The following is a 23845-nucleotide window of genomic DNA, read 5'->3' as shown; positions in this document are numbered from 1 at the left end:
AGCCTTTATTTTGTTTATTTCTGTTGAATTTTAGAAGATCCCAATGAAGGTTTATTAGTAAAAAACAATACAAATCGTTGATTAAATCAACATCTAAACACTAAATATGAAACTAAAACTAGGTATTATTGTCTTTTTGCTGGCATGTGGTTTTGCAACTCTCCATGCGCAAACAACAGTATTAAAAGGAAAGGTTACTGCCTTTAAAACTTACCCGTTAAACAAGGTGTTGATAGAATCCTCGAAAAGTAAGCAGAATACTCTTACTGATGAAAATGGCAATTATGAAATTACTATAAATGCTAAAAAGGATGTGGTGAAGTTTAGAGCAGATGGTTTTGTCGGACAAACAATTCGTATAAAAGGGGAAACCGAATCTTCTGTTAACCTTCTTTATATCAATAACGAAAGTTCTCATTACAATGTGATAAACAATAAGACCTTGACGGAGGAAAACTTGGATTATTGTATCAAAAATTGTTTGGAGGAGAATAACAATTTCGATCGCATGTCTTCTATTTTTCAAGTTATACAATACGTTTATCCTTCTTCTAAAATGGAAAGTGTGAATGGAATGAATCAGGTTTTTCTTACTTCCAGAGGTCCTAGTTCCGTTTCGTCGGGTTTGCAAGCTTTATTAGTTGTAAATGGAATTATTACCGAGGATATTACAGGAATTAGTCCTGGTCAGGTGAAATCGGTAGAAGTTTTACTTGGGAATGAAGCTGCAGATTATGGATCGCGTGCAGCCAACGGAGTGGTGATTATTAAGCTAAAGAACTAAATTAAATCGCAGTATGAAACGTCCATGTATAAAGCTTTATACACACAGGGAAATGATTATCCCAGCATGGTAAGTTCCATATGGCAAAAACTTGAAATTATAATCATATGAAAGTAAAAAAAATCATATTAATGACATTGGTAATTGGATTTGCTGGTGTTGCTCATTCTCAAGATTTAACTATTCCGCCTAAAAATTATGTAGATTCGGTTAAGCTGGAAAATAGGGTGGATAGGCTTACGCCTGAGCTTCCTCTTTCGGATCAAAAAAACGAAACAGGCTGGAAAAAGTTGGAGAAATTTTCAGATGAGTTCAACGATCATAAATTGAACGAGGTAAAATGGTATCCAAATAATCCGAAATGGAAAGGCAGAGCACCAACCTATTTTCATGCTTCCAATGTGAAATTAGAGGATGGAAAACTTGTTATTCGTGTAAATCAGCATGGGAAAGAGCTACTTCCCGAAGGTTTTACTCATTCTACGGGCTTTATTAAAAGTAAACAAAAATTCTTGTACGGATATTTCGAGGCAGAAGTGAAGTTAATGGATGCGCCATGGGTTTCGGGTTTTTGGATGACAAATGTTAGTAAAGATTGGTGGACCGAGATTGATATTTGTGAGAATGCACCTGGATTGTATTACAATCGTCACGATTTAAATTCCAATATTCATGTGTTTAAAGCACCTAAAGACAAAGGCGACGTAAAAAAGCATTTTTCACGGACAAAAAAATATTATTTCCCAGAAGAATTGCAAGCCGATTACCATACATGGGGTTTAGAATGGACTCCGGAAACTATCCGTTTTTATATCGATGGAATCTTGTTTCGCGAAGCTGAAAATACCCATTGGCACCAAGCATTGGAAATCAATTTTAATTGCGAATCGAATAAATGGTTTGGTGCATTGCCCGATGATGATCGTTTGGATGGAGAATATAAAGTGAACTATTTTAGAGTTTGGGAAAAAGAGTAATACAAATTTACAATACAACAAGCTCAAATTTGGGCTTGTTGTTTCCTATTTTAAACCCGTTACTGCGAATGACTCCATTTGTAGATTACACCCAACACCAATCTGCGGGTATCCTGATATTTCGTAGAACGTGAGGTAAATTGCATGTTTTCCGATTCATTCCACTGCTTTTTACTATCCAATAAATTCACTCCTCGAAGCGATAACTGTAATTTTTTATCGAGCAGACTCTTACTTATTCCAAGATCTAAATTATACAGTTTCCCTTTCAATCCATAGGTAGAAATAGTTTTTGAATTGTTTGTGTAATTGGCTTGCATCGAATAATTTTTCGGCAATTGAACGTATGCAGCTATTTTTGCGTTATAACTCCAGATACTTTTTTGTGGTATCGAAAGAGATTCTCCCGAAAAAGTTTGATGAAATATACTTGCACTACCATTTAAACGACACCATTTTATCAATTTGTAGGTAAACGTGTATTCACTACCATGAAGATATTGAGTTGCCATGTTCTTATAGGTTCTAAACAGCGTATCCCCAACAAAACTATACTCTGTCATTACAACATCTTTTATAATTCTCTCGAAAGCAGCAATACTCATCTGATATTTTTCATTGTGCCACGAAAAATCAAGAGATAACGAGTGTTCTTTTTCCGGTTTTAAATCTGGATTTCCAAAAGTTACGTTTAATGGGTTTGCATCATTTCGGTAAGAATTTAAACGGTTTGCATGTGGTATTTTTTGACTTTTTTTGTAGGAAAAAGAAATGCCACTAAATTCACTTTCGTGCCCTAAAGTGATGCTTGGCAAAACAGAAAGGTAGGCGTTGCTTTGTTTATTTGTAATTTCGTCTCCAAAATTTTCTGTTTTCAGTTGAATAGATCGCAAACGCGCACCAACAAAGGCATGCCAATTGTTCTTTTTTCCATTAAGAATACCATAAATTGCCGAAGTGCTCTTATTATATTGATAATCAAATGTTTTGCTAGGGTTGTTTTTCCAGTCGTTTAAATTATAATCAAATTTTTCCTGAAGCGAATTTTGATTTTGTTCCTCTATGCTGTAATCAGCTCCAGCCTCAAGTTTTAATCCCTCAGTCCAGCTTTTCTCGTAATCTACTGCTGTTTGAAGGTCGTTAATCTTTATGTCCTGGTAATCATTTCTAAGATATGGATTAGCGCTAGAGCGATCTCCGTTTGGCAGAAAATCTTCACTTTGAAAATTTCTATCTTCAGTTTCTTTCTGATTCCGATAATTCAGTCTAATTTTTAGTGTTTGAGTATCCCAATTTCCAATGTATTGGGCACGAAGTAAGTTCATATTTTTGTCCTTATCCGTTTGTTGATTTTGTAGCGTAGATTTTAACAATTCCATTTCCTGATTTCGATTCTCTTTATCCGAAGATAAATTCGGAGAATAATCATTTTCTTGCCACTGAGCATCAAATTTTATGAAATGATTTTTTGAAAAACGATGGTTAATTCCGCCTCTAAACTGAATCGAATTATTTTCAACATTATCAGTTCTATGTTCCAGAATGAAAGGGGTGTACTGGTTAATGAAATTTTCTCGTACCGAATATATTTTCGAATCAAATTGATTACGATTCGAAGATCCCTGAAGAAACCCACCCCAATTTTTATATCTTTTGTTGGTTATAAAGCTTTCCTGATGATTACCAAAATGATCAACGTTAGCCTTTAATCGGGTAGAGGAACTCGATTGTAATGGCGATTTTAATTGAATATTAATTACACTTCCTTCGGCATCGTATTTGGCAGAAGGATTTTGAATAACCTCAATTTTTGCGATGGAAGAGGGCGAAATCTGATCTAATGCTCCTAAATCGTCGCTTTTCACACCATCAATCAAAATAGTAACTTGTCTACCACGAATACTTACATTATCATCCATATCTACTGCAACAGCAGGTAGGGTACTCAATAATTCGATAGTGGTATTTGTACCTCCATCAGGTAATTTATCGGGATAAAGAACCCAGTTACCATCTTCTTTACCAATAGTTTTCTTTTCGGCGGTAACAATAATCTCAGCTAAATTTTGTGCTGATGCTTGAAGAATTATTTTACCCAAATCAACCGAAGTTGTGTCTACCTGAATTTCAGAAACATGGCTTTCGTAACCTAAAAATTGAATTTGAATTCGATAGCTGGTTTTCGAAAGTACTGGCAGGGTAAAATTTCCTAAATCATCGGTCAAAGTGCCACTTAAGGATACATTCGATTCTTTTTCAAACAAAGCAACTTGTGTAAAGGGGAGAGATTCGTTTCTTTTGTTTTCGAAAACCTGTCCTTTAATTTCCAGTTTTTGCCCCAAAAGCATTGTATTGCTCCAAACCAATAATAGAAAAGTAATAAGAGTAAGTATGGTAATTTTCATGGTTAAAAAAAGAATGAGTAATTTTTGCTGAATAGCAGATGAATTTAAACTTCAAAAATAATAGTGGTGTATTTGTTTCTATACAATTGCCTTTTTCAGGAGGTAAGGTAAGTTTTTTACGTCCGAAGCTTGGGTGTTAATTCATAGGTTTTGCTGGGGCGTTTTCAATTTATTTTAATACGCTGATAAAATTAAATGTAAAGAATTTAGTTTTCTATTTTCTGATTTAAAAATAGTTGAATAATGAATTTATTAATCAACTATTTATTTTTGGAATAGTAATTACAAATTTTAGTATGTCTACTTCAAATATCATATAATCAACACATTAAAGGTTTGTTGTCGTCAAAAAAAGAATTGATGCAAATTACATTGATGTTAATTCTACTTGTGGTTGAATAGAATTAATTTGGAAACGAACTTTTGGATATAGCGTTTTATAGCCACAAAAACTTTACAAGATTTCATTAAAACTTTACAAGTTTCGTCTGTTCTTCTTGCTATTTGGTAAATTTTAAAACAACATTATCCATCGAGACAATTTGGAATTAGTAAATGTGATCGTCTTTTTTCTTTAGTCAGAATAATGTATCGCAAACCGAAAATAGCAATTAAAAGTACTAATAGTTTTTGCTTAGAAATGCAGGGGCTAAACTAGTAGCCTCGCTCTGCTTAAAATTATTCAAGAGCAAAATAATTAAGAATTACTACACTTTCCGCACTTTTCCATTGTGATATTAATTTCACAAAATTTTGTTTCTTATGAATTAAGAAACCTTATAGTAATTCTTCCGTAAATGGTATGGTAAGCAAGTTTTTAGGAGTAAATTTAATGTAAACAGTAAAGAAAAAATTAGACTATGATTTTATCCGAAATACAAAAACAGAATTACTTTAATTTATGTGGAGAACCTTGTCTATTAACTGAATTAAATGGACGATTTTTTACCAGCAAGCCATACAATAATGAATTTTACAAATTTTCGCCTTGGCAATTCACTTATCTATTCGATTCGGAAAAAGGATATCTTATTTGTGAGCTTTCACATGAAATTGCGAAAAATAGATTATATGGCTGGGATCACAACGGCAACGAGTTGTCCGGTGAAATTCTTATCAATTATTTCAATAGGAATACCGATGCTTTTAATTCTAATGATGGAAATAGACTAGTGTCTTAAACTAATTAGTAGCTAAAAATAATATTATACAACCCGATTTTGTAAGGAATCGGGTTTTTTGTTGCTCCAATATTTTATTTTAATGATTTGATAAATAGGCTGAAAAATCATTTTTCAGGGGATCTAATTGGATAGTTTAAGTTTTCGATATAAATATTTTGTTGCTTAGGTTTGTTTTTGTAGTTTAGGAAATTGAAACTAGAATTAAAATTATTACGGATAAATACAAATTGGTAATTATAAACTGATGAATTTACAATTTTTAAAACACAAAGGATTTTTCTCCACTTTATTTGCAGCCCTTATTCTTATTGCAATTCCTATTGTAACTGATATGTATAAAGATTCTTTTGTGGGTGCAACCGGACACTTTAAAATAATGGGTGGCTTAAGTATTATTTTGGCAATTGGCTTGCTTCGTAAGTGGAAATTTGCTTGGTACCTTACAGGAATATTTGTTGGATTTATATTGTTTGCCACTATATTTATGGCTTTTGCAATGGGCATTAATTACGCTATTGCGTATTCACTATTGTTTATCACTTTAATTGTACTTGCGGTATTGTTAAAATCGAAATCAGTTGCTTTTTATTTGAATTCAAAGTAGAGTTGATTGCTTAAGAAATAGTATCTATCTCCAAAAAAATTTTAAATCAATATGAATAAAAACGAACAAAATTTTCAGCAGTATCTAAAAAGTAGCATACTTATTCACGTAGCCTTACTCATGGGACAAGTTTTTTTTACTGCATTTACGGTGTTTTTCCATCAAACACAAGGCCCACTCGTTGCAGATGCTGAAGAGTTACGTACTTTGTTTATGATTATTGTTCCATTATTTTTCTTGGGAACCTTTAGTGTTAGCAAAATAGTTGTAGGTAAAAAACTTAAATTTGCAATAGTGGAAACCGAGTTAAAAACAAAAATCGAATCCTATCGATCTTTAAATATTATTAAATATGCAATGTTGGAAGGAAGTGCATTCTTTGCTATCATCACCTATTTGCTTACCGGCGAAATGCTGTTGTTGGGTTTTGCAGTAATAATTATGCTACTCTTTGCGACTTATTATCCAAGTAAAGATAAATTAGTTCGGGAATTAGAATTAAATAAGGAAGAGCAGACTAAATTAAATGACTCAGAATTTGTTGTTGCAGAAGCGGCAAGACGATGAAAAGCAATTGTTTTAAGAATAAGTCTAGTTAAGAATATATGTTTTAAATTGTGGTTGTAACAATTTTTAGCGAATAAAAAGGGGAACAAGTGCAGTAAATTGCCGTTTGTTCCCTTTTTATCATTTACCTATAATTTGGGAAATGCAATTTTCATTCATTTACTTTACCGCACTAAGTTTAATTTTCCAAATACATTCGACACTACCAATAGCGGACCATTTTCCGAATCAAGGGTAAATTCGCTGGTAAACAAATTACTCTGATATCGAAGATGATTGCAATTTTTTAAATATTCGGCATCATGATATAGTTTTACAGATTGATGAGAACTACTTTGACCTACTTTCTTGCCCAACTTATATTCTATGCCGATGGAATGATCCGAATCAGTCCAAGAAAAAGAGCATATCTCATCTGTTTCTGTATTTCGCCATTCACCGCTCACAATAATACGCATCATTTCTGTTGAGTTCATAGCTTGTTATTTTAATATTTTGATTTTATATAAGTTACGAAATCTTCTGCAATTTCTATCAAAACATTTTTTCAACAATAGCAAGAAAAAACAGGGCACAAAAAAACGCAATTTAACTTGCGTTCTTTTGCTTCTAAGTAAGTATCAGTTTAATGTTTAACTTTCAGGTTTCCAAGTATCCAATTTAATTAAATCTGGAAAAGCTTTGGGTTTATAAATCGATTTTCCCTCAAATACTCGTAAGCATTCTTGTATTCCTTCACTAATACTAGGATGTGGATGTACATTTTGACGAATATCTTTTAAGGTTCCTTTTTGTGTAATTTGATAGGCAATTGAGGTAATTAGCGTAGAGGCTTGCGGACCGGCAGCACGCATTCCCAATATTCGATCTTTGCCATCATCGCTAACAATAATTTTTACAAAACCATCGGTAGCTCTCATGGCAACCGCTCTATTAACTAGCGAGTTAGAATAGATAGCAACCTTGTAGGGAATCCCTTTTTTTCGGCAAGCTTTCTCGTTTAAACCCACTGCAGCCACTTCAGGCTTAAAAAACATGAGTGTCGACATGTTCGAGTAATCTAGCGGATACTCCAAATTGCCGTATAGAGCTTCTACAATATATCTTCCCTGAAGTTCGGCAACTGAATACAATTGAGCATGACCAGAAACATCTCCAGCCGCAAAAATGTTGCACGATTGAAAATTGTCGGTAGCACATACCTCATTAATATCAAGAAAACCACGATTTGTAGTCGAGATACCTACATTTTCCAAACCAATATTATCAAGATTTGGCATTCGACCAATAGCAACAATGGCAACATCCACTTCTAAAACTGTCGAATGACCGTCTTGATAATCGAGAACAACTTCTAAAAAATCTGGGCGTTTTCGAATGGTTCTCAAGTTTGCCGTATGGTGAATTGTTACACCGTTACTTTCTAGGTTTTTCGATACAAAATTACTTAAATCATCATCCTCATAAGGAATTACCTTGTGTTGTCGGTCGAGCAAATGAACTTCTGTCTGACTGTAATTGGAAAAAATAGTAGCGTACTCGCAACCAATAATTCCCGAACCAATAATAATCATTCGTTCTGGGAATTCTTTCAATTTAATAATTCCTTCCGAATCTATAATTCGTTCATTATCAATCTCTACATCGGGTAATGGTCGTGGTCGAGAACCTGTCGCTATAATAAAATTATCGCCTTTTATTTGTTCGGTTTTATCCTTCGATATTATTTCTACCGTATGCGAATCAATAAATTTTCCCCAACCATATTTTAAGGTAATATTTCCGCATTTTTCAGCCGTTTTCGAATAAGTTTCAATTTGCGATAGCATTTGTAGCTGCTTTTGTTTGGCAGCTTGTATCACAGTTTGTTGTACTTTTTTGTAGTCAACATTTAAGCCCGAAGCTCGATAGCCTCTCATCACCGATGATGCAATGGAAAAATCGCGCGATAATTCCCACATTGCTTTCGAAGTTAAAGCACCATTCATAATTCCAGCACCACCCAAATGATTGGCCTCGATTAAACAAACAGACTTATTAAAATCAATGGCACGCATTGCTGCCGAGAAACCAGCCGGGCCACTTCCCAAAACAACAAGGTCGTATTTTTCTATACTCATAAAAAATTTTAGTTTATTGTTTAATTGGCTGATTTTTAATTACCCTTCGTGAGGCATAAAACGAACTCGTTTTGGTAAGAATTGCAGCCATTTTTTGCTTTCTGTAAAATCTAGTAGAAAGATATAAATAAAACTGCAAACCGATAAGCTTTTATATGTTTTGCGGATAAAAAAGTCTTTTTTTTTATGTTCGGGGGTGTCCCTTCGGGCCGGGCTATTCGCTAAATCTTTTTTTCGTTCCTCAAAAAAGGATATCGCTGCTATCCCTCACCCAAGTCTGTTTATGAAGCGGCACAACATATAAGGAATTTGGTAGTACGCAAATATATTCTAATTTCATTTTCACACGTAAAGCACAAACAGAATAGTATTCAGTATTTTACGAGCTTAATTGTGTGGCTTTTTAAAATAACAATCTGCCTTCTCTTAATTTCTGATGCGTATGTTTGTACAATATCTTATGAAGTAAAAGTCCCTCCTTTAAATTCTCGTTGCTAATGTTATTTTCGTGTTCAATATAATTTGCTGTTTCCAACAAATATACATCATCTTTAAGATTTTTATATTCTTGTTCAATTAAATGTATATCAGCAAATTGAAGGTAGGGAAGACGGCTTAAAACCGCTTTTCTCTGCTCGTTGTATTCATCTAAATCTTTGGCTTTACTATCTGCAAAATAGAATTCCTGTAAACTATCTACGAACGAATCATCACAACTTTTCATCAGAATAACACGATCCTTTCTTAAACGAAATAGTTCAGCAGGGTTTTCTTCTGGAGATAAACTTTCCTCTTGTTCAATTCCTTTACTTATATACAGATAGGAGAGATGAGCTAAGCCTATGTTTTGTTCTTCATCATCAATTAAATCGAAATGAAGCATCATAATTATTGCTTTCCCCAATTGCGAAATAGCATTATCATCCCAAAGCAAGAATGGATCTTTTTTAAGAATCATATAAATGGTATTCAAGTCTTTTTTACAAGCTCTTATTTTACCATTTTGTCCTTTTTCAATTGCTTGTACAGTAAGTTTTCTAAGTTGTTCAACTGAAGATGTCATGTATGCGTGTTTTTTTAGAGCTGGCAAAGTTAGCAATTATCTGTTTATCTAAGGAAATTAACTTATATTCTATAAAAAAAGAAGTCCAAACGGACTTCTTTTTTTTAGTGGAGAAACAAAAACAGGCAATTTATACAATTTCAATGTTTTTGTGATCAGTTATTTTTTCACAATAGTGACATTTTAAAGTAATTGGAGCGTTATTTATCACTTGAAAGCGAGTAGTTACAGCTTCAACATTTGTAATGCATTTTGGATTCATACACTTAGCAATGCCTACCACTTTTTTAGGCGATTCTACAATTTTCTTTTCCGCAACTTTGTAATCGCGAATGATATTTAATTTTGCGTGAGGAGCGATTAATGAAATTTTGTTGATTTCTTCATCTTTAAAAAATTTGTCAGAAATTTTAATAATAGCTTTTTTTCCTAATATTTTACTCTCTAGATTATTTCCAAAAGTCACCGAGTTTTTACTTTTATCCAATCCTAAAATAGTAATTACCTGAAAAAGATATTCAGCAGGAATGTGATCGATTACAGTTCCGTTCTCAATAGCGCTTACTTGCAATTCTTTTTTTGTGTTCATATGATGATGTGCTTTTATTCGTGAGTATGAATTTATAGATTAAGAGCTTTTGCTATGATTGCTTGTCGAGCATAAACGCCATTTAAAGCTTGTTGAAAATAGTAAGCTTTTGGGTTGTTATCAACATCCACAGCAATTTCATTTACTCTTGGAAGCGGGTGAAGAATTCTCATGTTAGCTTTCGTATTGTCTAGCATATCATTTTTTAGAATGTACACGTTTTTCACTTTCTCATATTCCAATGGATCTGCAAATCGTTCTTTCTGAACACGAGTCATATATAGGATATCCGCATCGTTAATAATATCGTTAAATTCCGAATGTTCGAAATATTTGATATTGTTTTTCTCCATAAAAATTTTGTATCCGCGAGGAATTTCTAATTCGGGAGGAGCAATAAAATGGAAGGTAGGATTGAAGTGAGAAAGTGCCATTAATAGAGAATGAACAGTACGCCCGTATTTAAGATCTCCAACCATAAATATATTCAGGTTTTCAAGAGTCCCCTGAGTTTTCATGATGGAATAAAGATCGAGCATGGTTTGAGTAGGATGCTGGTTGGCACCATCGCCTGCATTAATAATAGGTACATCAGATACTTCGGAAGCATAACGGGCAGAACCTTCAATAGGATGACGCATTACAATCAGGTCGCAATAGTTACTTACCATTTTTGTGGTATCCTTTAAAGTTTCTCCTTTAGTAACACTGGAAGATGACGAATCGGTAAAACCAACAATTCTTCCTCCCATTCGACTAATGGCAGTTTCGAAACTAAGACGTGTACGGGTAGATGGCTCAAAAAATAAGGAGGCAACCACTTTACCCTCCAGTAAGTTGCAGTTCGGATTTTTTTCAAACTGAGCAGCTCTCGCTAATACTTCCAGGATTTCCTCTTTTGAGTAGTCGTCGATCGATACTAAACTTTTGTTATCCATTGATTAAAAATTAAGTGTGTTTATAATATGATTGTTTTTTTGGCACAAAAAAAATCCAACAATTACTATAATGGATAGTAATGTTGGATATTTTAATAAATATTTTGGAAAAGGATAATCCAAATAACAAAATCGGGGATTAGTCCTTAATTCGTGTTTGCTTCGAAATAAATAATGGAAAATGACTATAAAGAAGTAAAGATTCTTACTTCTCTTGGTATAATTTGCAGTTCTAGATTGAATTAGTTGTATCTCCATTCTAGATTACAAATATAGGTATAAATTATACTCTAAATCAAATCAACAATCGATTAATTATTAACATTTTTTTTTGCCGGAAAAAGAAGCAGGATGATGTACCAGTGTATTGGGTTGATATCGAATAAACTAAATAGTTTTTACGAATTCTGTTTTTACGCTTTCAATTTTTGAAAATTTCTCGATAATTTTATCAACCTCACTTTGGCGGATACTTAAAGTGATTTGACAGGTTAAATTAAAATCTTGAGCTAACTGTTCGGGTTGGTCTTCTTTAATAATTTTCATAACATCATTCATAGCCAAGTAATCGAAATTTACATCGTAAATATCATTCACTGTTTTTTCAATGATTTCAGCATTAGCAATGGCATCGGCGGCAGCACTTTTGTAAGCTTGAATTAAACCACTTACACCTAATTTAGTTCCTCCAAAATAACGCACTACCACTATTAGTATATTGGTGATATCATTCGATAAAATTTGACCTAATATGGGTTTTCCCGCTGTCGAGGATGGTTCCCCATCATCATTGGCGCGATATTCTAATTTTGCGGCACCAAGCATATAAGCATAGCAATGATGACGGGCATCGTAGTATTCTTTTTTAAGAGTTGCTATTTGTTCTTTTATCTCCTCTTCATTGCTTACCGGATAGGCATATGCAATGAATTTACTTCCTTTCTCCTTGTATATTCCTTCGGAAGCAAGATGGATTGTATTATAGGTATCGTTGCTCATTCCTTATTCCAAATACTCGTTGAATTAATTTGTTAGAATAAAAATAGCAATAAAAGCTAGTAGTATTCCCAATATATTTACTTTGTTCAGTTTTTCTCTAAAAATGCTTAATCCAATAAATACCGAACAGGCTACTATGCCAATATTTACAATGCTAAAAACAACAGAACTATCTAGTCCAGAGTTATTTAAGGATGCAATTAGAAAGTAAAGAGAACCAAAATTAACAAGTCCCAAAATACACCCTCCAATCAAAACTTTTAGCTGAAACAACTCTTTGAATTTATCTTTTCGAATTAGTAAAGTGATTAATCCAGCTATGCCTGCAATTGCAAAAAGTAGGGTGGAAAATTGTTCGGTTCCGGTAGTATGTAGGTATTCTTGCTGAGCATATTTTACTAAGGAATCAACAGTTCCGGCACCAAAAAAGAGAAGAATTGGCAACCAAATATACCTACGATTCACTTTAGCACCTTGTTCTTTATAAATACTAAGCAACACGGCACTAACCGCGATTAAAATTCCTAATACTTTTTTCGCTGTAAGTGCTTCTTGGTAGTACATAATAGAGAAAAGCAAAGGGAGCACAAAAGACATTTTACTTGCCAATATGGTTACTGATATTCCTGCTTTTTGGGTAGAACGTCCAATAATAAAGAATACGATAATAAAAAGAACACCTATTATTATGGATAGGTTAAACCAATCTTGCTTAATTATAGCGGTAAAATTAAAGCTTGTGTCAGATAGAAAAAAGCCACATAATGAGGCGGTAAGGTAATTGATAATTATTGCGTATAGAATATCAATTTTGAATTTTTCCAGATATTTAAAGGTGATAAAAATTCCTGTGGAAGTAAGAATTGCAAATAGTAGGTTAAGCATAGTTGTAATTTTTGCGCAAAATAATAAAAAATACTTTAGCTAAAATTAAAAAGCAGATTCAAATTGAATCTGCTTTCCGGGCGTAATATAATAGTTAGTAATAATTACATTTTTAGTTTTTTGTCAATTTCATCAATCTGAGTTTTGAAACCTCTATCGGTATCAATCAAATTGTTTACTGTTTTGCAGGCATGTAACACCGTAGCATGATCTTTTTTTCCAATTTGCGAACCTATGGAAGCTAAAGAAGCTTTTGTTAGTGTTTTAGAGAAGTACATTGCAATTTGTCTGGCTTGTACAATTTCTCTTTTTCTTGTTTTTACCTGTAATACATCAATCGGCAATGAAAAATGATCACACACTACTTTTTGAATGTAATCAATAGAAAGCTCACGCTTGGTGTTTTTTACTAGTCTATCGATAATACTAATAGCTAGTTCAAGATTAAGCTCTTTTTTATTTAAAGTAGACTGAGCTAATAGTGAAATTAATGCTCCTTCCAATTCTCTAACATTATTGGTAACATGACTGGCTATGTATTCAATAACTTCATTATCTAAAACAATACCATCTTTATATGCTTTCTGATGTAAAATACGAACTCTTGTTTCGTAATCAGGATTCTGAAGATCAGCCGAAAGTCCCCATTTAAATCTAGAAAGTAAACGATTCTCCATTCCCTTTAACTCGATTGGAGCTTTATCAGAAGTAAGAATTAATTGCTTACCTGATTGATGAAGATGGTTGAAAATATGGAAAAATGTATTTTGTGTTTTTTCTTTTCCTGCCAATTCTTGAATATCATCAATAATTAGAACATCAATCATTTGATAAAAATGAAGAAAGTCATTTTTATTATTATTCCTGATTGCTTCTGTAAATTGTGTTTGGAATTTATTAGCACTTACATAAAGTACTGTTTTGTCCTGATGTAATTCTTTTGTTTTAATTCCAATAGCCTGAGCAAGATGTGTTTTTCCTAAACCGGAATCACCATACAATACTAATGGATTAAAAGCAGTACCTCCCGGATTTTCAGAAACAGCCACACCTGCTGATCTGGCAAGTCTGTTGCAATCTCCTTCAATAAAGTTTGCAAAAGAATAATCCGGATTTAGTTGAGAATCGATATGTAATTTCTTAATTCCTGGAATTACAAAAGGATTTCGAATGGTTAGTTCTTCCTTATCGGAAGGCATACTAACCGGACGATTTTTTGGGCTTGTACCATTATTACCTGGTACAACAACAGAAAATGGTTTTGAATTAGCAATGTGATTATTCTCCATCACAACATTGTATTCCAATTTGGCGCTGTTGCCAATTTCTTTTCTCAATGTTTTTCTTAGAATATCAATGTATTGCTCCTCCAAATATTCGTAGAAAAAATGGCTTGGGACTTGCAACGTCAGGATTTGATTCTCCAAGTTTAATGGTACGATAGGTTCGAACCATGTTTTGTAACTTATTGGGGGCACGTTGTCCTTTATTACAGCCAAGCAATTATTCCAGACCTGGAGGTGATTATTATTCATTTCTGTGTCAGTGTTTTAAAAATGTAGGGTGTGCTAAATTTTGCTCATGCAAGATTGTCAAAAAAAAATTGAAAAAAAAATTATTTAGCTATTGACTTTTACAAAACATTTGCTATTCTATATAAAACAAGGGATACAGAAATGTAAAAAAAATGAAATTTTTTAAAGTTCTAATAATCAACCTAATAAATGCGCTAGTAGCTTAACTTTCTGGTTAATAGTGGTTTCGAAATACGATACTTTAAGGTCTTTTTAGCGCAATCTATAATGAGTCTAAATCGAACATAACTAAAGGTTCGTTAAATAGAAGTTCGGTAAGGACTTAGGCTCTAGAGTTTCAGTTGTTTAAGCTATTTTGATTTACTATAATTATGGAGGTTAAATAAAAATTAATTCTTTGGGCTGATCTTAATTACAAAGGCATCTGGGAAATCATCACGTATTTTTTTCTGTTGGCGGATAATATCCTTATAGTTTTGAGTGTCGCCAATGGTATATTTATACTTTCCATTAAAATAGATTTCTTCAATTTTTTTGTGTCCCTTAAAGGCAGGGGAGTCCAAAGGGATTTGTGTGGAAGAAGACATAATTTGAACCTTGTAGTAAATTTGATTTTCCTTATCTCGTTTTTTTTGTGATTTCTCGGAATCCATGTAAACAGTTTTTCCAGTATCAAATAAGGAAAAGTGCATGTATTTTTTTGGATTGTTTTTTACATCGATTAAAAGATTGGTTAATCCGTTCGAGGCTGCTTCTAGATTTGTATATAATGTATCATTATTTATAAGCATGCCCATAGAGCCTTCTCCAGAGTTTATCTTCGCAAGAATTTCATTGGTTTGTTTAAGGGTTGTCTTGGCATTATTAATGGTTTGGCTAATATCCGATGCCGATAGAGAATCACTAATACTAGAAAAATTAGTAAGAATGCTTGAAACGTTTTTATTATTGTCTTTTAAATTACCAGTGATTGAATCTACATTGGCGAAAATATTTTCTAAATGACTTTTTTGTCCGGTAATTATTGTATCCAAAGTTCCAGAGGCATTTTCAAGTTTCTGAAGGGTTTGTTCAATGCTACCAAAACTTCGGGTTAAATTATCACGGGTATCCTTGTTAAATATATATTGTATTACGGTAAGAACCGAATCAACTCCTGACATTAATTTTTCGGCTTTTTTCTTTAGGGGTAACATTTGCATGCTAACCTGTTCTTTCAAATCCCCTTCAATACTGCCTTTAATTGTATCCCCCGATTGAACAAAGGTATTTCCTTTTCCAGGGATAATTTTAATCACCTTTGTACCCATAATATCTGCACTTTCTATATGGGCAACAGAGTTGGCAGGAAGTTTAAATTGATCTGATATTGCAAATGCAACCAAAAGATGATCTGCAGAGGAACTACTAAATTGAATAGATTTTATTTGACCAACTTTGTAACCTTTTAGTGTTACCGAACTAGATTTCTTTAGTCCGTCGACTCGTTCGTATCTCGCGTAAAAAACTTGTTCGCTTGAAAATATATTAAATCCTTTGAGAAAATTCACACCCCAAATTAAAATTACTATAGCTCCAATAACAACAAGTCCAATTTTTGCGTCTTTTGAAAATTTCATTTTTTGGTGTTTTAATTTCAGATTGAGTGGATGGAGGTAATTTTAAGTAAAACTACCTATGTTTTTTGAAGTTTTCTTGCTTTTGAGAGAGAAATACGTTCTCCATTATAAAATACGACAACAAAACAGTCGCTAATTACTTTTCTTACTTCTTTTTGTAGCTGAACAATTTCGTTGTATTGGTTTGTTGAGCCAACAGTATATTTATAGATACCATCACTAATTCGTTCTTTTACATCTTCAAGATTATTAAAAGCAACAGAATTTAAAGGTATTTGTTTTGAGGATGATTTTACTTGAACACAGAATTCTATAAGGGAATCGGTTTTTGGCTCCGTTGTTTCTGGAACTATTAAACTTGTATCTGCTTGCACCAATTCTTCTTTCTTTTCTAGTACAACACTCGATTCTTCCACTTTGGTTTTGTAATCGCGAAAAGCTCTAAAAATAGCGCTGGCAAGGTAATCTTGATTATCGGAATGTTTTAAGTAGTTTGCTTCGGTTGGATTGGATACGAAACCAACTTCCACTAATATAGAGGGCATACTAACTTGTTTCAAAACCCAGAATCCTGCTTCCCGAACACCTCGCGAGTGACGGCCAACTCTTGTTTTAAATTGAAATTCGGTTAATTCAGCCAAATTAATACTCTTTTCCCTATTCATACCTTGCATTAAATTAAATATGATATAAGAGGCAGGGTTTTGTGGGTCGAAGCCTTCGTATTTGGTGCTGTAATCATCTTCGTAGAGCATTACCGCATTTTCTTTCATTGCAACCTCTAAATTTTCTTGAGTTTTATGCAATCCCAATGTGTAGGTTTCTGTTCCACTAATAGAAGTGTTGTTATTTGCATTTGCATGAATGGAAATAAATAAATCGGCCTTATTTTGGTTGGCAATTTCCGATCTTCTATTTAAAGGAATAAAAACATCCGTATCACGGGTATAAATAACATGAACCGCAGGAAAGTATTTTTCGATATAAGTACCTAATTTAAGTGCTATACTTAAAACAACGTCCTTTTCGTTAACAATCTTGCTTACGGCTCCAGGGTCTTTTCCTCCATGGCCGGCATCAATTACTACCGTATTAATCATGGAATGATTACTTTGCGATACTCCAACAAGAGGTTGAAGAACAAGAGCTCCCAGCAACAATAAAATCACTGATGATCTTATATTTAGACCACGATATATATATTCTTGAATAATGTTCATTAGAAAAATCTTCATAAAAGAACTTAAAAAATGTTTTTGAAGTTCGTTTCGATTAGGGAATATAGCACTTTTATTTGTATTTTTGGCGTCCTAAGAAAGTGTGACTGTTAAATTTGCTCAAACTAGCTTAGCGCCATTTAATTCGATTATTTTACAAAAATAACAGATAAAAATTGCAATTGAAATTACTACAAAAGGTTTTTATTATTTTCATTGGAATAACACTTCCATTGAGTAGCTTCGCGTTCACTAATTCAGCTTATGATTATGGTAATTATCAGCCTATTACAAATTGGAATAGTGAGGATTTTACCCACTTGTTGAATTTTGAAATATCTGAAAAAGATACTTTGTTAAAAACCACCTCCGATACATTAAGGTCTGATTCTATCGTTTCTGATTCAGTGAAAAAGGAGAAAAAAGCCTTTTTTGAAGCAACAATTGAATACAATGCTGACGATACAATTGTTTTTTCGTTGACGGGGCAAAAGGTATTCTTAACTAAGAATGCTTTTGTAAAATATGGTGAGATTGAATTAAAAGCATACTTTATTGAGCTGGACTTGGAAAAGAAAGAAGCTTTCGCTTACGGAATAAAAGATACAACTGGCACTTTTATTGATACTCCCGAATTTAAAGATGGTGCAGAAGAGTTTACCTGTAAGGAGCTGAAATATAATTTTGATACGGGCAAGGGGTTGGTGCATGAAATTATTACCGAGCAAGAGGGAGGATTTGTTCATTCGGAGATTACGAAACGAATTGATGATAAAACCTTTTATCTAAAAAATGGAAAATATACTACTTGCGATCACGAGCATCCTCATTACTATGTAAAAATGACTAAGGCAAAGATGATTAAGGACGATAAAATTGTTTCGGGTCCTTTGTATTTAGTTATTGAAGATGTGCCGATGCCAGTTGGTTTGCCTTTCGCCATGTTTCCTTTTAGTTCCTCTTATTCGTCAGGTGTAATTGTTCCTAGTTATGGGGAGGAGCAACGAAGAGGATTTAACCTACGCGGTGGTGGTTACTATTGGGCAATTAACGAATATTTAGATTTGGCCGTTACCGGAGATATTTTCGCCAATGGATCATGGGGTGGATATGTAGAATCATCCTACAAAACAAGATATCGATATAGTGGTAATCTTGCAACAGAATACCATTCTAATACTTATGGTGATAAAGGTTTAGCAGATTATTCGGAATCAACCGATTTTGCAGTTCGATGGACACACACTCAAGATTCTAAGGCAAATCCATATCGAACTTTTTCTGCCTCGGTAAACTTTTCTACTAGTAATAACGATAGAAATAACTCACAATCCATTCAACGGATTACAAATAACCAAAAGCAATCTAGTATTTCTTACAGTAAAAAATGGCCAGATAGTCCGTTTAGTTTAAATGCCAGTTTGCGTCACTCTCAGAATAGTATCGATACTACTATTTCACTTACACTGCCAAGTATGTCATTAAATATGACACAAATTTATCCGTTTCGAGCGAAAGGAAAAAGTACTAATTTAAGATGGTACGATAAGGTAGGAATTAGCTATTCTTCAAAAATGGAAAATAGAATTAATACAAAGGAGAGTGAGTTAATGAATTCATCCTTGGCTAAGGACTGGACGAATGGATATCAGCACAGTATTCCAATTAGTACAAATTTTAAATTAACAAAAGACCTTACTCTTTCTCCAACCTTAAATTATCAGGGGGTTGCCTATACAAAATCGATTCGAAAAAGTTGGGATCAAGATTTGAATGATGGCGATGGTGGAGTTCATACCGATACCATTCAGGGGTTTAATTATGCGCACAATTATTCTACAAGTGCCTCCCTTTCTTTAAGTCCGAAAATTTATGGAATGTACACCTTTAAGGAAAGTTCTAAATTGGCGGCTATTCGACACGTAATGACTCCAAGTGTGAGTGTAAGTTATACGCCTGAAATGGGAGTTCGAAGAAGTAAATATTATAAAACCTATCGAAACGATGCTACTGGAACGGATGTAGAGTATTCTATGTTTGAAGGAAGTCTTTACGGAACTCCGAGTGGAGCTATGGAATCGGGAAGTGTAAGCTTTGGTTTGGACAATAATGTGGAAGCAAAAGTTCGAACAGCAAATGATACTACTGGAACCGAAGAATTTAAGAAAGTGAAAATTATTGAGAGTTTAAAATTTTCTACCTCCTATAATATGTTTGCCGATTCGTTAAACTGGTCCACTATTAGAATGTCTGGTAGAACGAAGCTCTTTAATAAAAAATTAGGTTTAAGTGTGGGGTCGACTGTAGATCCGTATAAATTAAATGCTAATAAAGTTAAAATAAATGAGTTTGGTCCACGTTTAACAAATGCTTCTATCGATTTAGATTTTAGTTTTTCGGCAAGCGATGCGAAAGGAGAAAGTGGCAAGGGCGATAAAGATGATAAGTCAGCGAAGCCTTGGCGAGATACCCGATATGTTGATTTTGATATTCCATGGTCGTTTTCTATTGATTATGGATGGACTTATTCAAAGCCAACAACAACCAGTACAGTACGGCAAAATATTGGTGTAACCGGTAATGTTAGCTTAACCCCAAAATGGAAGGTGAGTTTTTCTACGGGATATGATTTTACGGATAAAGAGGTTACGTCTTCACAGTTTACGGTTACTCGTGATTTGCACTGTTGGCAAATGTCTTTTAATGCGATTCCATTTGGAACGTATCAATCCTATAATTTCCGAATTAATGTGGAATCCTCTATTCTTCAAGATCTAAAATATGAGAAAAAACAGGCTTGGCAAGATGTTAGTTTTTAAAGTCGAGTAGTTGATGATATAATTAAAACCAGTTTGAAGTCAGACTGGTTTTCTTTTATGTGCCACTTTGTATCCAATTCTTAAGAATTTCTTTTCCATTCTGGGTCATAATAGATTCTGGGTGAAATTGAACACCGCATAAATCGAATTCTTTGTGACGAATAGCCATAATTACCTTTTGCTCATCAATTGCTGTTATGCGTAAGCATTCCGGAAAATTAAGAGTTGATAATGCCCAAGAATGATACCTTCCAGAATCAAATATTGTTGGTACATTTTTAAAGATAGCTTCATTTTTATCTGTAATTAAGGTAGCTTTAGGTACGCCGTGAACAATGTTTTTTAGGTTGATTAACTCGGCACCAAAGTATTCACCAATGAACTGCATTCCCAGGCAAACGCCGAGTATTGGTTTTTTTTTAGCATATTGATTCATAATTTCTCTCATTGCATTTACTTCGGAGGGAAGGCCAGGACCAGGAGAAAAAATAAGTTTATCACATTTTTCTATTTGTTCCCAGTTTATGTGATCATTTCGCATCACAATTACTTGCTTGCAAAACGGCTCAACTATATGAACCAAATTGTACGTAAAGGAGTCGTAATTATCTATGATTACTATTCTCATTCAAGCTTTTTTATTTTAACTTTGCTGTCGCAAAATAAGTGATTTTTTTACAAACACTAAGATTAAAAAAAATGAAAAAAACTATTAATTCAGAAAAAGCTCCAAAAGCAATCGGACCATACAGTCAAGCTGTCGAAGCGAACGGAACTCTTTACATTTCAGGGCAACTTCCAGTAGATGTTACAACTGGAAAATTTGTTGACGGTGGCGTTAAGGAGCAAACCGTACAAGTAATGAAAAATATCGGTTATATTTTAGAAGAGGCAGGTTATTCGTTTAAAGATGTTGTTAAATCGACTTGTTTATTAAGTGACATTTCTAATTTTGCAACTATGAATGCTGTTTACGGTGAATATTACAAAGAAGAATGTCCTGCACGTGCAGCCTTTGCAGTTAAAGATCTTCCTTTAGGAGCGTTAATTGAAATAGAGACCATCGCAGTGAAATAATTTCACAGAAAGGTAATATAGGAAAGGCTACTGATTTTTAGATTAGTAGCCTTTTTTTTGACTGTTCTTTTAGTTCAGTTATTCATATCGTAGAGACTCAATTGGATTTAACTTGCTTACACGGTAGGCGTGGATGAATACAGTTGTTGTTACCACGATTCCGGCAAATAGAAAAGAAAGAGCAAATATCCACCAATGAATTTCTGTTCTTACCGAATACTCACTTAACCATTCAGTCATGGCATAAAATGTAATTGGAATGGAGATAAACGAAGCTATAGCTACATAAAGAATATTGATCCGTAAAAAGGAGAGAATGATAATTGTGTCGGAGCATCCCAATACTTTTTTTATTCCGATTTCCTTTGTGCGGGTTTTAGCGATGAAAAGGGTTAATCCAAACAGACCAAAAGAGGCAATTAGCATGGTAAAAAAGGCAAATATACTCACGAGACTAAATCTGCTTTTTTCTTCGGAATACATTCCTTCTATAATTTCCTCAACAGTAGAATAAGAAAATGCCTGTTCAGGAGCAATCTTTTCCCAGGATTTTTCGAGCATGGGGATTAGATCTTTTCCAGTTCGATCACTGTAATAAATGGCTATTTGTTTAAGGTATTTCTCTGTTAAACTGATTTTTAAAGGAGGAATATCAGAGCGAAAGGAATGAAGATGAAAGTTATTTACTATACCAACGATGGTCTGTTCTCCAATTTTTTTGCCGATGGGATCTTTAATTCCAAGAGCTTTCACTGCCATTTCGTTCAGAATGCATGAATTTGCAAGATCACTTCCGTAATCAGTAGAGAAGTAACGCCCTTCAGTAAGCGAAATGCCCATGGTTTGTAAAAAACCAAAATCAACAGACATGCCTTCTACCTCCACCTTTTTCTCCCTGTCTTGATGATGAGGAAGCATCATTGCCATAAAACTATAGGTGGGAAGACCGCTATAAGCTCCGGAAGCCATAATTACATTGGAGTTGGCTTGTATTTCGTTTAAAAATGGAGTGTAGTTTTTACTGTCGTTGATATCTATCAGAAGCACATTTTTGTTGTGAAAGCCGGGATTCTTCTCTAAAGAATATTGATATTGTGCCCGAATAACTAATGCCGATGCAACAAAGAAACAAAAAATAACCAATTGAAATATGATTAGGGATGAACGAACATAGCTCTTCTTCCTGCCCGCCAGATTCTGATTTTTCAACACATTTAGAATCGTTAATTTTGATAATCCAACAGATGTGTATAGCCCTGAAATTATTCCGATTGAAACAGTTAAAATGAAATAGAATAGGATGTAATATAAAATGTTAGCTTCGATTATTGGCAGATTGGTTTGGAAAAGTTCTTCGGCGCAAGGTAAGCCCAGAATCATAAATGCAATTGCAAGTGGTAATACAATCATTGTGAGCAGAACCGATTCTGTAAGAAGTTGACACTTTATTTGATTGTTTTTAGCACCAAATGTTTTTCGGATGCCAATTTCTTTTGATTGGCCCGATGAAACTGCTGTAGAGAGAATGATGTAGTTGATCATGGCAACCAACACGATTAGTAAAGCAATAGCCGAAAATATTTCAATACTGTTCCAATTTCCTTGTATGCTGTTATTTATCACCTTTTCGGATCCCAAATAAACATCCGATAAATTCTGCAAAGTATAGTGATACACCGGATTTTCGCCCATGTATTTATTTTCAAGCATTGCGAACTGACTATCAATTAGGGAGGGATTGCTACCTGGAATCAATCGCACCCAAGTTTGCCAGTAATTCTCCTCCCAACTTGTTTCGGCATTTATAGTTTCAAATTTCTTATTGAAGTAGGTGATCGAAAAAGAGTCGTTTACCAAACATTCTGCTCTGAAGGTGGAGTTTTTGGGGATATCTTCGAATACAGCTGTTACTGTTAATACATGTTCTTGCTTATTTATAGTTGCAACAATTTCTTTCCCAATTGCATCTGTTCCCGAAAATATTTTGTTTGCAAGGCTACTCGAAAGGCAAATTGAATTTTTATCACTGAGCAATGTCTTCGTACTTTTACCGTTGATCAGTGGAAGTGTAAAAATATCAAATACTTCGGAGCTACTTCCTATTACATCCTTTACTTGAATATCCTCCCCTTTGTGCCGAATTGTAAGATCTTTTATATCTCTGATGTTAATAGCATGTTCTATTTGAGGAAATTCTTCTTTTAAAGTGGAAGCTAAAATATAAGGAGTTCCGGTTAAAGTACGATCGAATCCTTTGTAATAGTTAAGAACCCTGTAAACAGTTTTTCTGTTATTGTGACAATTATTGTAGCTAAATTCATTAATTACAAATAGAATAATGATGAAGGAAGCAGCTAAGGCTATTGATAGTCCTACAATATTGATTCCTGTAAATACATAGTTTTGTTTGAGGTTTCGCAGTGCCGATTTTATATAGTTCTTGATCATGGACTAATTTGCTTT

The 23845-nt window shown here is 33.8% G+C and carries 20 protein-coding genes; 7 read left to right on the top strand and 13 right to left on the bottom strand.

All coding sequences use genetic code 11. The annotated features are described in order from the left end of the window. The first annotated feature begins 106 nt into the window (after nucleotides 1-106). Nucleotides 107-784, top strand: a complete 678-nt coding sequence (locus BZG02_RS05305; RefSeq protein ID WP_101260377.1) for a TonB-dependent receptor plug domain-containing protein — start codon at nucleotides 107-109, stop codon at nucleotides 782-784. Nucleotides 785-891: 107 nt separating this feature from the next. After that, nucleotides 892-1761, top strand: coding sequence for a family 16 glycosylhydrolase (locus tag BZG02_RS05300; RefSeq protein ID WP_101260376.1), 870 nt, complete (start codon nucleotides 892-894; stop codon nucleotides 1759-1761). 59 nt (nucleotides 1762-1820) lie between these two features. Here BZG02_RS05300 and BZG02_RS05295 read toward each other — a convergent pair whose 3' ends face one another. Next, the gene (locus BZG02_RS05295; protein WP_101260375.1) at nucleotides 1821-4166 is read right to left on the bottom strand and encodes a TonB-dependent receptor; all 2346 of its coding nucleotides are present in this window, start codon (nucleotides 4164-4166) and stop codon (nucleotides 1821-1823) included. Nucleotides 4167-5026: 860 nt separating this feature from the next. On the opposite strand from BZG02_RS05295, the gene BZG02_RS05290 reads away from it, so the two are divergent. The 3 genes from BZG02_RS05290 to BZG02_RS05280 all read left to right on the top strand — a co-directional run bounded on the left by BZG02_RS05290 (nucleotide 5027) and on the right by BZG02_RS05280 (nucleotide 6521). After that, nucleotides 5027-5347, top strand: a complete 321-nt coding sequence (locus tag BZG02_RS05290; protein ID WP_101260374.1) for a hypothetical protein — start codon at nucleotides 5027-5029, stop codon at nucleotides 5345-5347. 247 nt (nucleotides 5348-5594) lie between these two features. After that, the gene (locus BZG02_RS05285) at nucleotides 5595-5954 is read left to right on the top strand and encodes a hypothetical protein (RefSeq protein WP_101260373.1); all 360 of its coding nucleotides are present in this window, start codon (nucleotides 5595-5597) and stop codon (nucleotides 5952-5954) included. A gap of 51 nt (nucleotides 5955-6005) precedes the next feature. Continuing rightward, the gene (locus tag BZG02_RS05280; RefSeq protein WP_101260372.1) at nucleotides 6006-6521 is read left to right on the top strand and encodes a hypothetical protein; all 516 of its coding nucleotides are present in this window, start codon (nucleotides 6006-6008) and stop codon (nucleotides 6519-6521) included. 164 nt (nucleotides 6522-6685) lie between these two features. Here BZG02_RS05280 and BZG02_RS05275 read toward each other — a convergent pair whose 3' ends face one another. From BZG02_RS05275 to BZG02_RS05230, 10 genes are all read right to left on the bottom strand, one after another. After that, nucleotides 6686-6997, bottom strand: coding sequence for a hypothetical protein (locus BZG02_RS05275; RefSeq protein WP_101260371.1), 312 nt, complete (start codon nucleotides 6995-6997; stop codon nucleotides 6686-6688). A gap of 156 nt (nucleotides 6998-7153) precedes the next feature. Further along, complete coding sequence (locus BZG02_RS05270; RefSeq protein ID WP_101260370.1) at nucleotides 7154-8641, bottom strand: dihydrolipoyl dehydrogenase family protein; 1488 nt, start codon at nucleotides 8639-8641, stop codon at nucleotides 7154-7156. A gap of 403 nt (nucleotides 8642-9044) precedes the next feature. Beyond that, nucleotides 9045-9704 (bottom strand): hypothetical protein, encoded by a 660-nt coding sequence (locus BZG02_RS05265; RefSeq protein ID WP_101260369.1) that lies wholly within the window; start codon nucleotides 9702-9704, stop codon nucleotides 9045-9047. Nucleotides 9705-9834: 130 nt separating this feature from the next. After that, complete coding sequence (gene pyrI / locus BZG02_RS05260; RefSeq protein ID WP_101260368.1) at nucleotides 9835-10293, bottom strand: aspartate carbamoyltransferase regulatory subunit; 459 nt, start codon at nucleotides 10291-10293, stop codon at nucleotides 9835-9837. Nucleotides 10294-10325: 32 nt separating this feature from the next. Beyond that, entirely contained in the window at nucleotides 10326-11231 is a 906-nt protein-coding gene (gene pyrB / locus BZG02_RS05255) for an aspartate carbamoyltransferase (RefSeq protein ID WP_101260367.1), read from the bottom strand. Nucleotides 11232-11618: 387 nt separating this feature from the next. Next, the gene (locus BZG02_RS05250; RefSeq protein WP_101260366.1) at nucleotides 11619-12230 is read right to left on the bottom strand and encodes an IMPACT family protein; all 612 of its coding nucleotides are present in this window, start codon (nucleotides 12228-12230) and stop codon (nucleotides 11619-11621) included. A gap of 24 nt (nucleotides 12231-12254) precedes the next feature. Continuing rightward, the gene (locus tag BZG02_RS05245) at nucleotides 12255-13115 is read right to left on the bottom strand and encodes an EamA family transporter (RefSeq protein ID WP_101260365.1); all 861 of its coding nucleotides are present in this window, start codon (nucleotides 13113-13115) and stop codon (nucleotides 12255-12257) included. A gap of 104 nt (nucleotides 13116-13219) precedes the next feature. Further along, nucleotides 13220-14650 carry a chromosomal replication initiator protein DnaA gene (gene dnaA, locus BZG02_RS05240; protein ID WP_101260364.1) on the bottom strand — a complete coding sequence of 477 codons (1431 nt, stop codon included), beginning with the start codon at nucleotides 14648-14650 and terminating at the stop codon, nucleotides 13220-13222. A gap of 389 nt (nucleotides 14651-15039) precedes the next feature. Continuing rightward, nucleotides 15040-16269: an MlaD family protein gene (locus BZG02_RS05235; protein WP_101260363.1), complete on the bottom strand. Its 1230-nt coding sequence runs from the start codon at nucleotides 16267-16269 to the stop codon at nucleotides 15040-15042. A gap of 56 nt (nucleotides 16270-16325) precedes the next feature. Beyond that, the gene (locus tag BZG02_RS05230; RefSeq protein WP_101260362.1) at nucleotides 16326-17504 is read right to left on the bottom strand and encodes an N-acetylmuramoyl-L-alanine amidase family protein; all 1179 of its coding nucleotides are present in this window, start codon (nucleotides 17502-17504) and stop codon (nucleotides 16326-16328) included. 164 nt (nucleotides 17505-17668) lie between these two features. On the opposite strand from BZG02_RS05230, the gene BZG02_RS05225 reads away from it, so the two are divergent. Continuing rightward, nucleotides 17669-20305, top strand: a complete 2637-nt coding sequence (locus tag BZG02_RS05225) for a putative LPS assembly protein LptD (RefSeq protein WP_143470421.1) — start codon at nucleotides 17669-17671, stop codon at nucleotides 20303-20305. Nucleotides 20306-20360: 55 nt separating this feature from the next. Here the strand turns inward: BZG02_RS05225 and BZG02_RS05220 are convergent, their stop codons facing one another. Further along, nucleotides 20361-20933 (bottom strand): anthranilate synthase component II, encoded by a 573-nt coding sequence (locus tag BZG02_RS05220; RefSeq protein WP_101260360.1) that lies wholly within the window; start codon nucleotides 20931-20933, stop codon nucleotides 20361-20363. Between the two features lie 71 nt (nucleotides 20934-21004). Between BZG02_RS05220 and BZG02_RS05215 the strand changes: the two genes are divergently transcribed. Further along, the gene (locus BZG02_RS05215) at nucleotides 21005-21382 is read left to right on the top strand and encodes a RidA family protein (protein WP_101260359.1); all 378 of its coding nucleotides are present in this window, start codon (nucleotides 21005-21007) and stop codon (nucleotides 21380-21382) included. A gap of 78 nt (nucleotides 21383-21460) precedes the next feature. Here the strand turns inward: BZG02_RS05215 and BZG02_RS05210 are convergent, their stop codons facing one another. Further along, entirely contained in the window at nucleotides 21461-23830 is a 2370-nt protein-coding gene (locus tag BZG02_RS05210; RefSeq protein ID WP_101260358.1) for an ABC transporter permease, read from the bottom strand. Nucleotides 23831-23845 lie beyond the last annotated feature (15 nt).

The sequence above is a fragment of the Labilibaculum filiforme genome (genome assembly GCF_002843315.1).
Lineage (GTDB): Bacteria > Bacteroidota > Bacteroidia > Bacteroidales > Marinifilaceae > Labilibaculum > Labilibaculum filiforme.
The sequence above is the reverse complement of the archived record's forward strand: the minus strand, read 5'-3'. Positions and strand labels throughout refer to the sequence as shown.

Bases quoted from the DNA above. Each gene is read 5' to 3' on its own strand.
- BZG02_RS05210 (WP_101260358.1), bottom strand. From the start codon at position 23,830: ATGATCAAGAACTATATAAAATCGGCACTGCGAAACCTCAAACAAAAC.
- dnaA (WP_101260364.1), bottom strand. From the start codon at position 14,650: ATGAATAATAATCACCTCCAGGTCTGGAATAATTGCTTGGCTGTAATA.
- BZG02_RS05295 (WP_101260375.1), bottom strand. From the start codon at position 4,166: ATGAAAATTACCATACTTACTCTTATTACTTTTCTATTATTGGTTTGG.
- BZG02_RS05245 (WP_101260365.1), bottom strand. From the start codon at position 13,115: ATGCTTAACCTACTATTTGCAATTCTTACTTCCACAGGAATTTTTATC.
- BZG02_RS05305 (WP_101260377.1), top strand. From the start codon at position 107: ATGAAACTAAAACTAGGTATTATTGTCTTTTTGCTGGCATGTGGTTTT.
- pyrB (WP_101260367.1), bottom strand. From the start codon at position 11,231: ATGGATAACAAAAGTTTAGTATCGATCGACGACTACTCAAAAGAGGAA.
- BZG02_RS05280 (WP_101260372.1), top strand. From the start codon at position 6,006: ATGAATAAAAACGAACAAAATTTTCAGCAGTATCTAAAAAGTAGCATA.
- BZG02_RS05235 (WP_101260363.1), bottom strand. From the start codon at position 16,269: ATGAAATTTTCAAAAGACGCAAAAATTGGACTTGTTGTTATTGGAGCT.
- BZG02_RS05290 (WP_101260374.1), top strand. From the start codon at position 5,027: ATGATTTTATCCGAAATACAAAAACAGAATTACTTTAATTTATGTGGA.
- BZG02_RS05215 (WP_101260359.1), top strand. From the start codon at position 21,005: ATGAAAAAAACTATTAATTCAGAAAAAGCTCCAAAAGCAATCGGACCA.
- BZG02_RS05265 (WP_101260369.1), bottom strand. From the start codon at position 9,704: ATGACATCTTCAGTTGAACAACTTAGAAAACTTACTGTACAAGCAATT.
- BZG02_RS05250 (WP_101260366.1), bottom strand. From the start codon at position 12,230: ATGAGCAACGATACCTATAATACAATCCATCTTGCTTCCGAAGGAATA.
- BZG02_RS05270 (WP_101260370.1), bottom strand. From the start codon at position 8,641: ATGAGTATAGAAAAATACGACCTTGTTGTTTTGGGAAGTGGCCCGGCT.
- pyrI (WP_101260368.1), bottom strand. From the start codon at position 10,293: ATGAACACAAAAAAAGAATTGCAAGTAAGCGCTATTGAGAACGGAACT.
- BZG02_RS05285 (WP_101260373.1), top strand. From the start codon at position 5,595: ATGAATTTACAATTTTTAAAACACAAAGGATTTTTCTCCACTTTATTT.
- BZG02_RS05230 (WP_101260362.1), bottom strand. From the start codon at position 17,504: ATGAAGATTTTTCTAATGAACATTATTCAAGAATATATATATCGTGGT.
- BZG02_RS05220 (WP_101260360.1), bottom strand. From the start codon at position 20,933: ATGAGAATAGTAATCATAGATAATTACGACTCCTTTACGTACAATTTG.
- BZG02_RS05300 (WP_101260376.1), top strand. From the start codon at position 892: ATGAAAGTAAAAAAAATCATATTAATGACATTGGTAATTGGATTTGCT.
- BZG02_RS05275 (WP_101260371.1), bottom strand. From the start codon at position 6,997: ATGAACTCAACAGAAATGATGCGTATTATTGTGAGCGGTGAATGGCGA.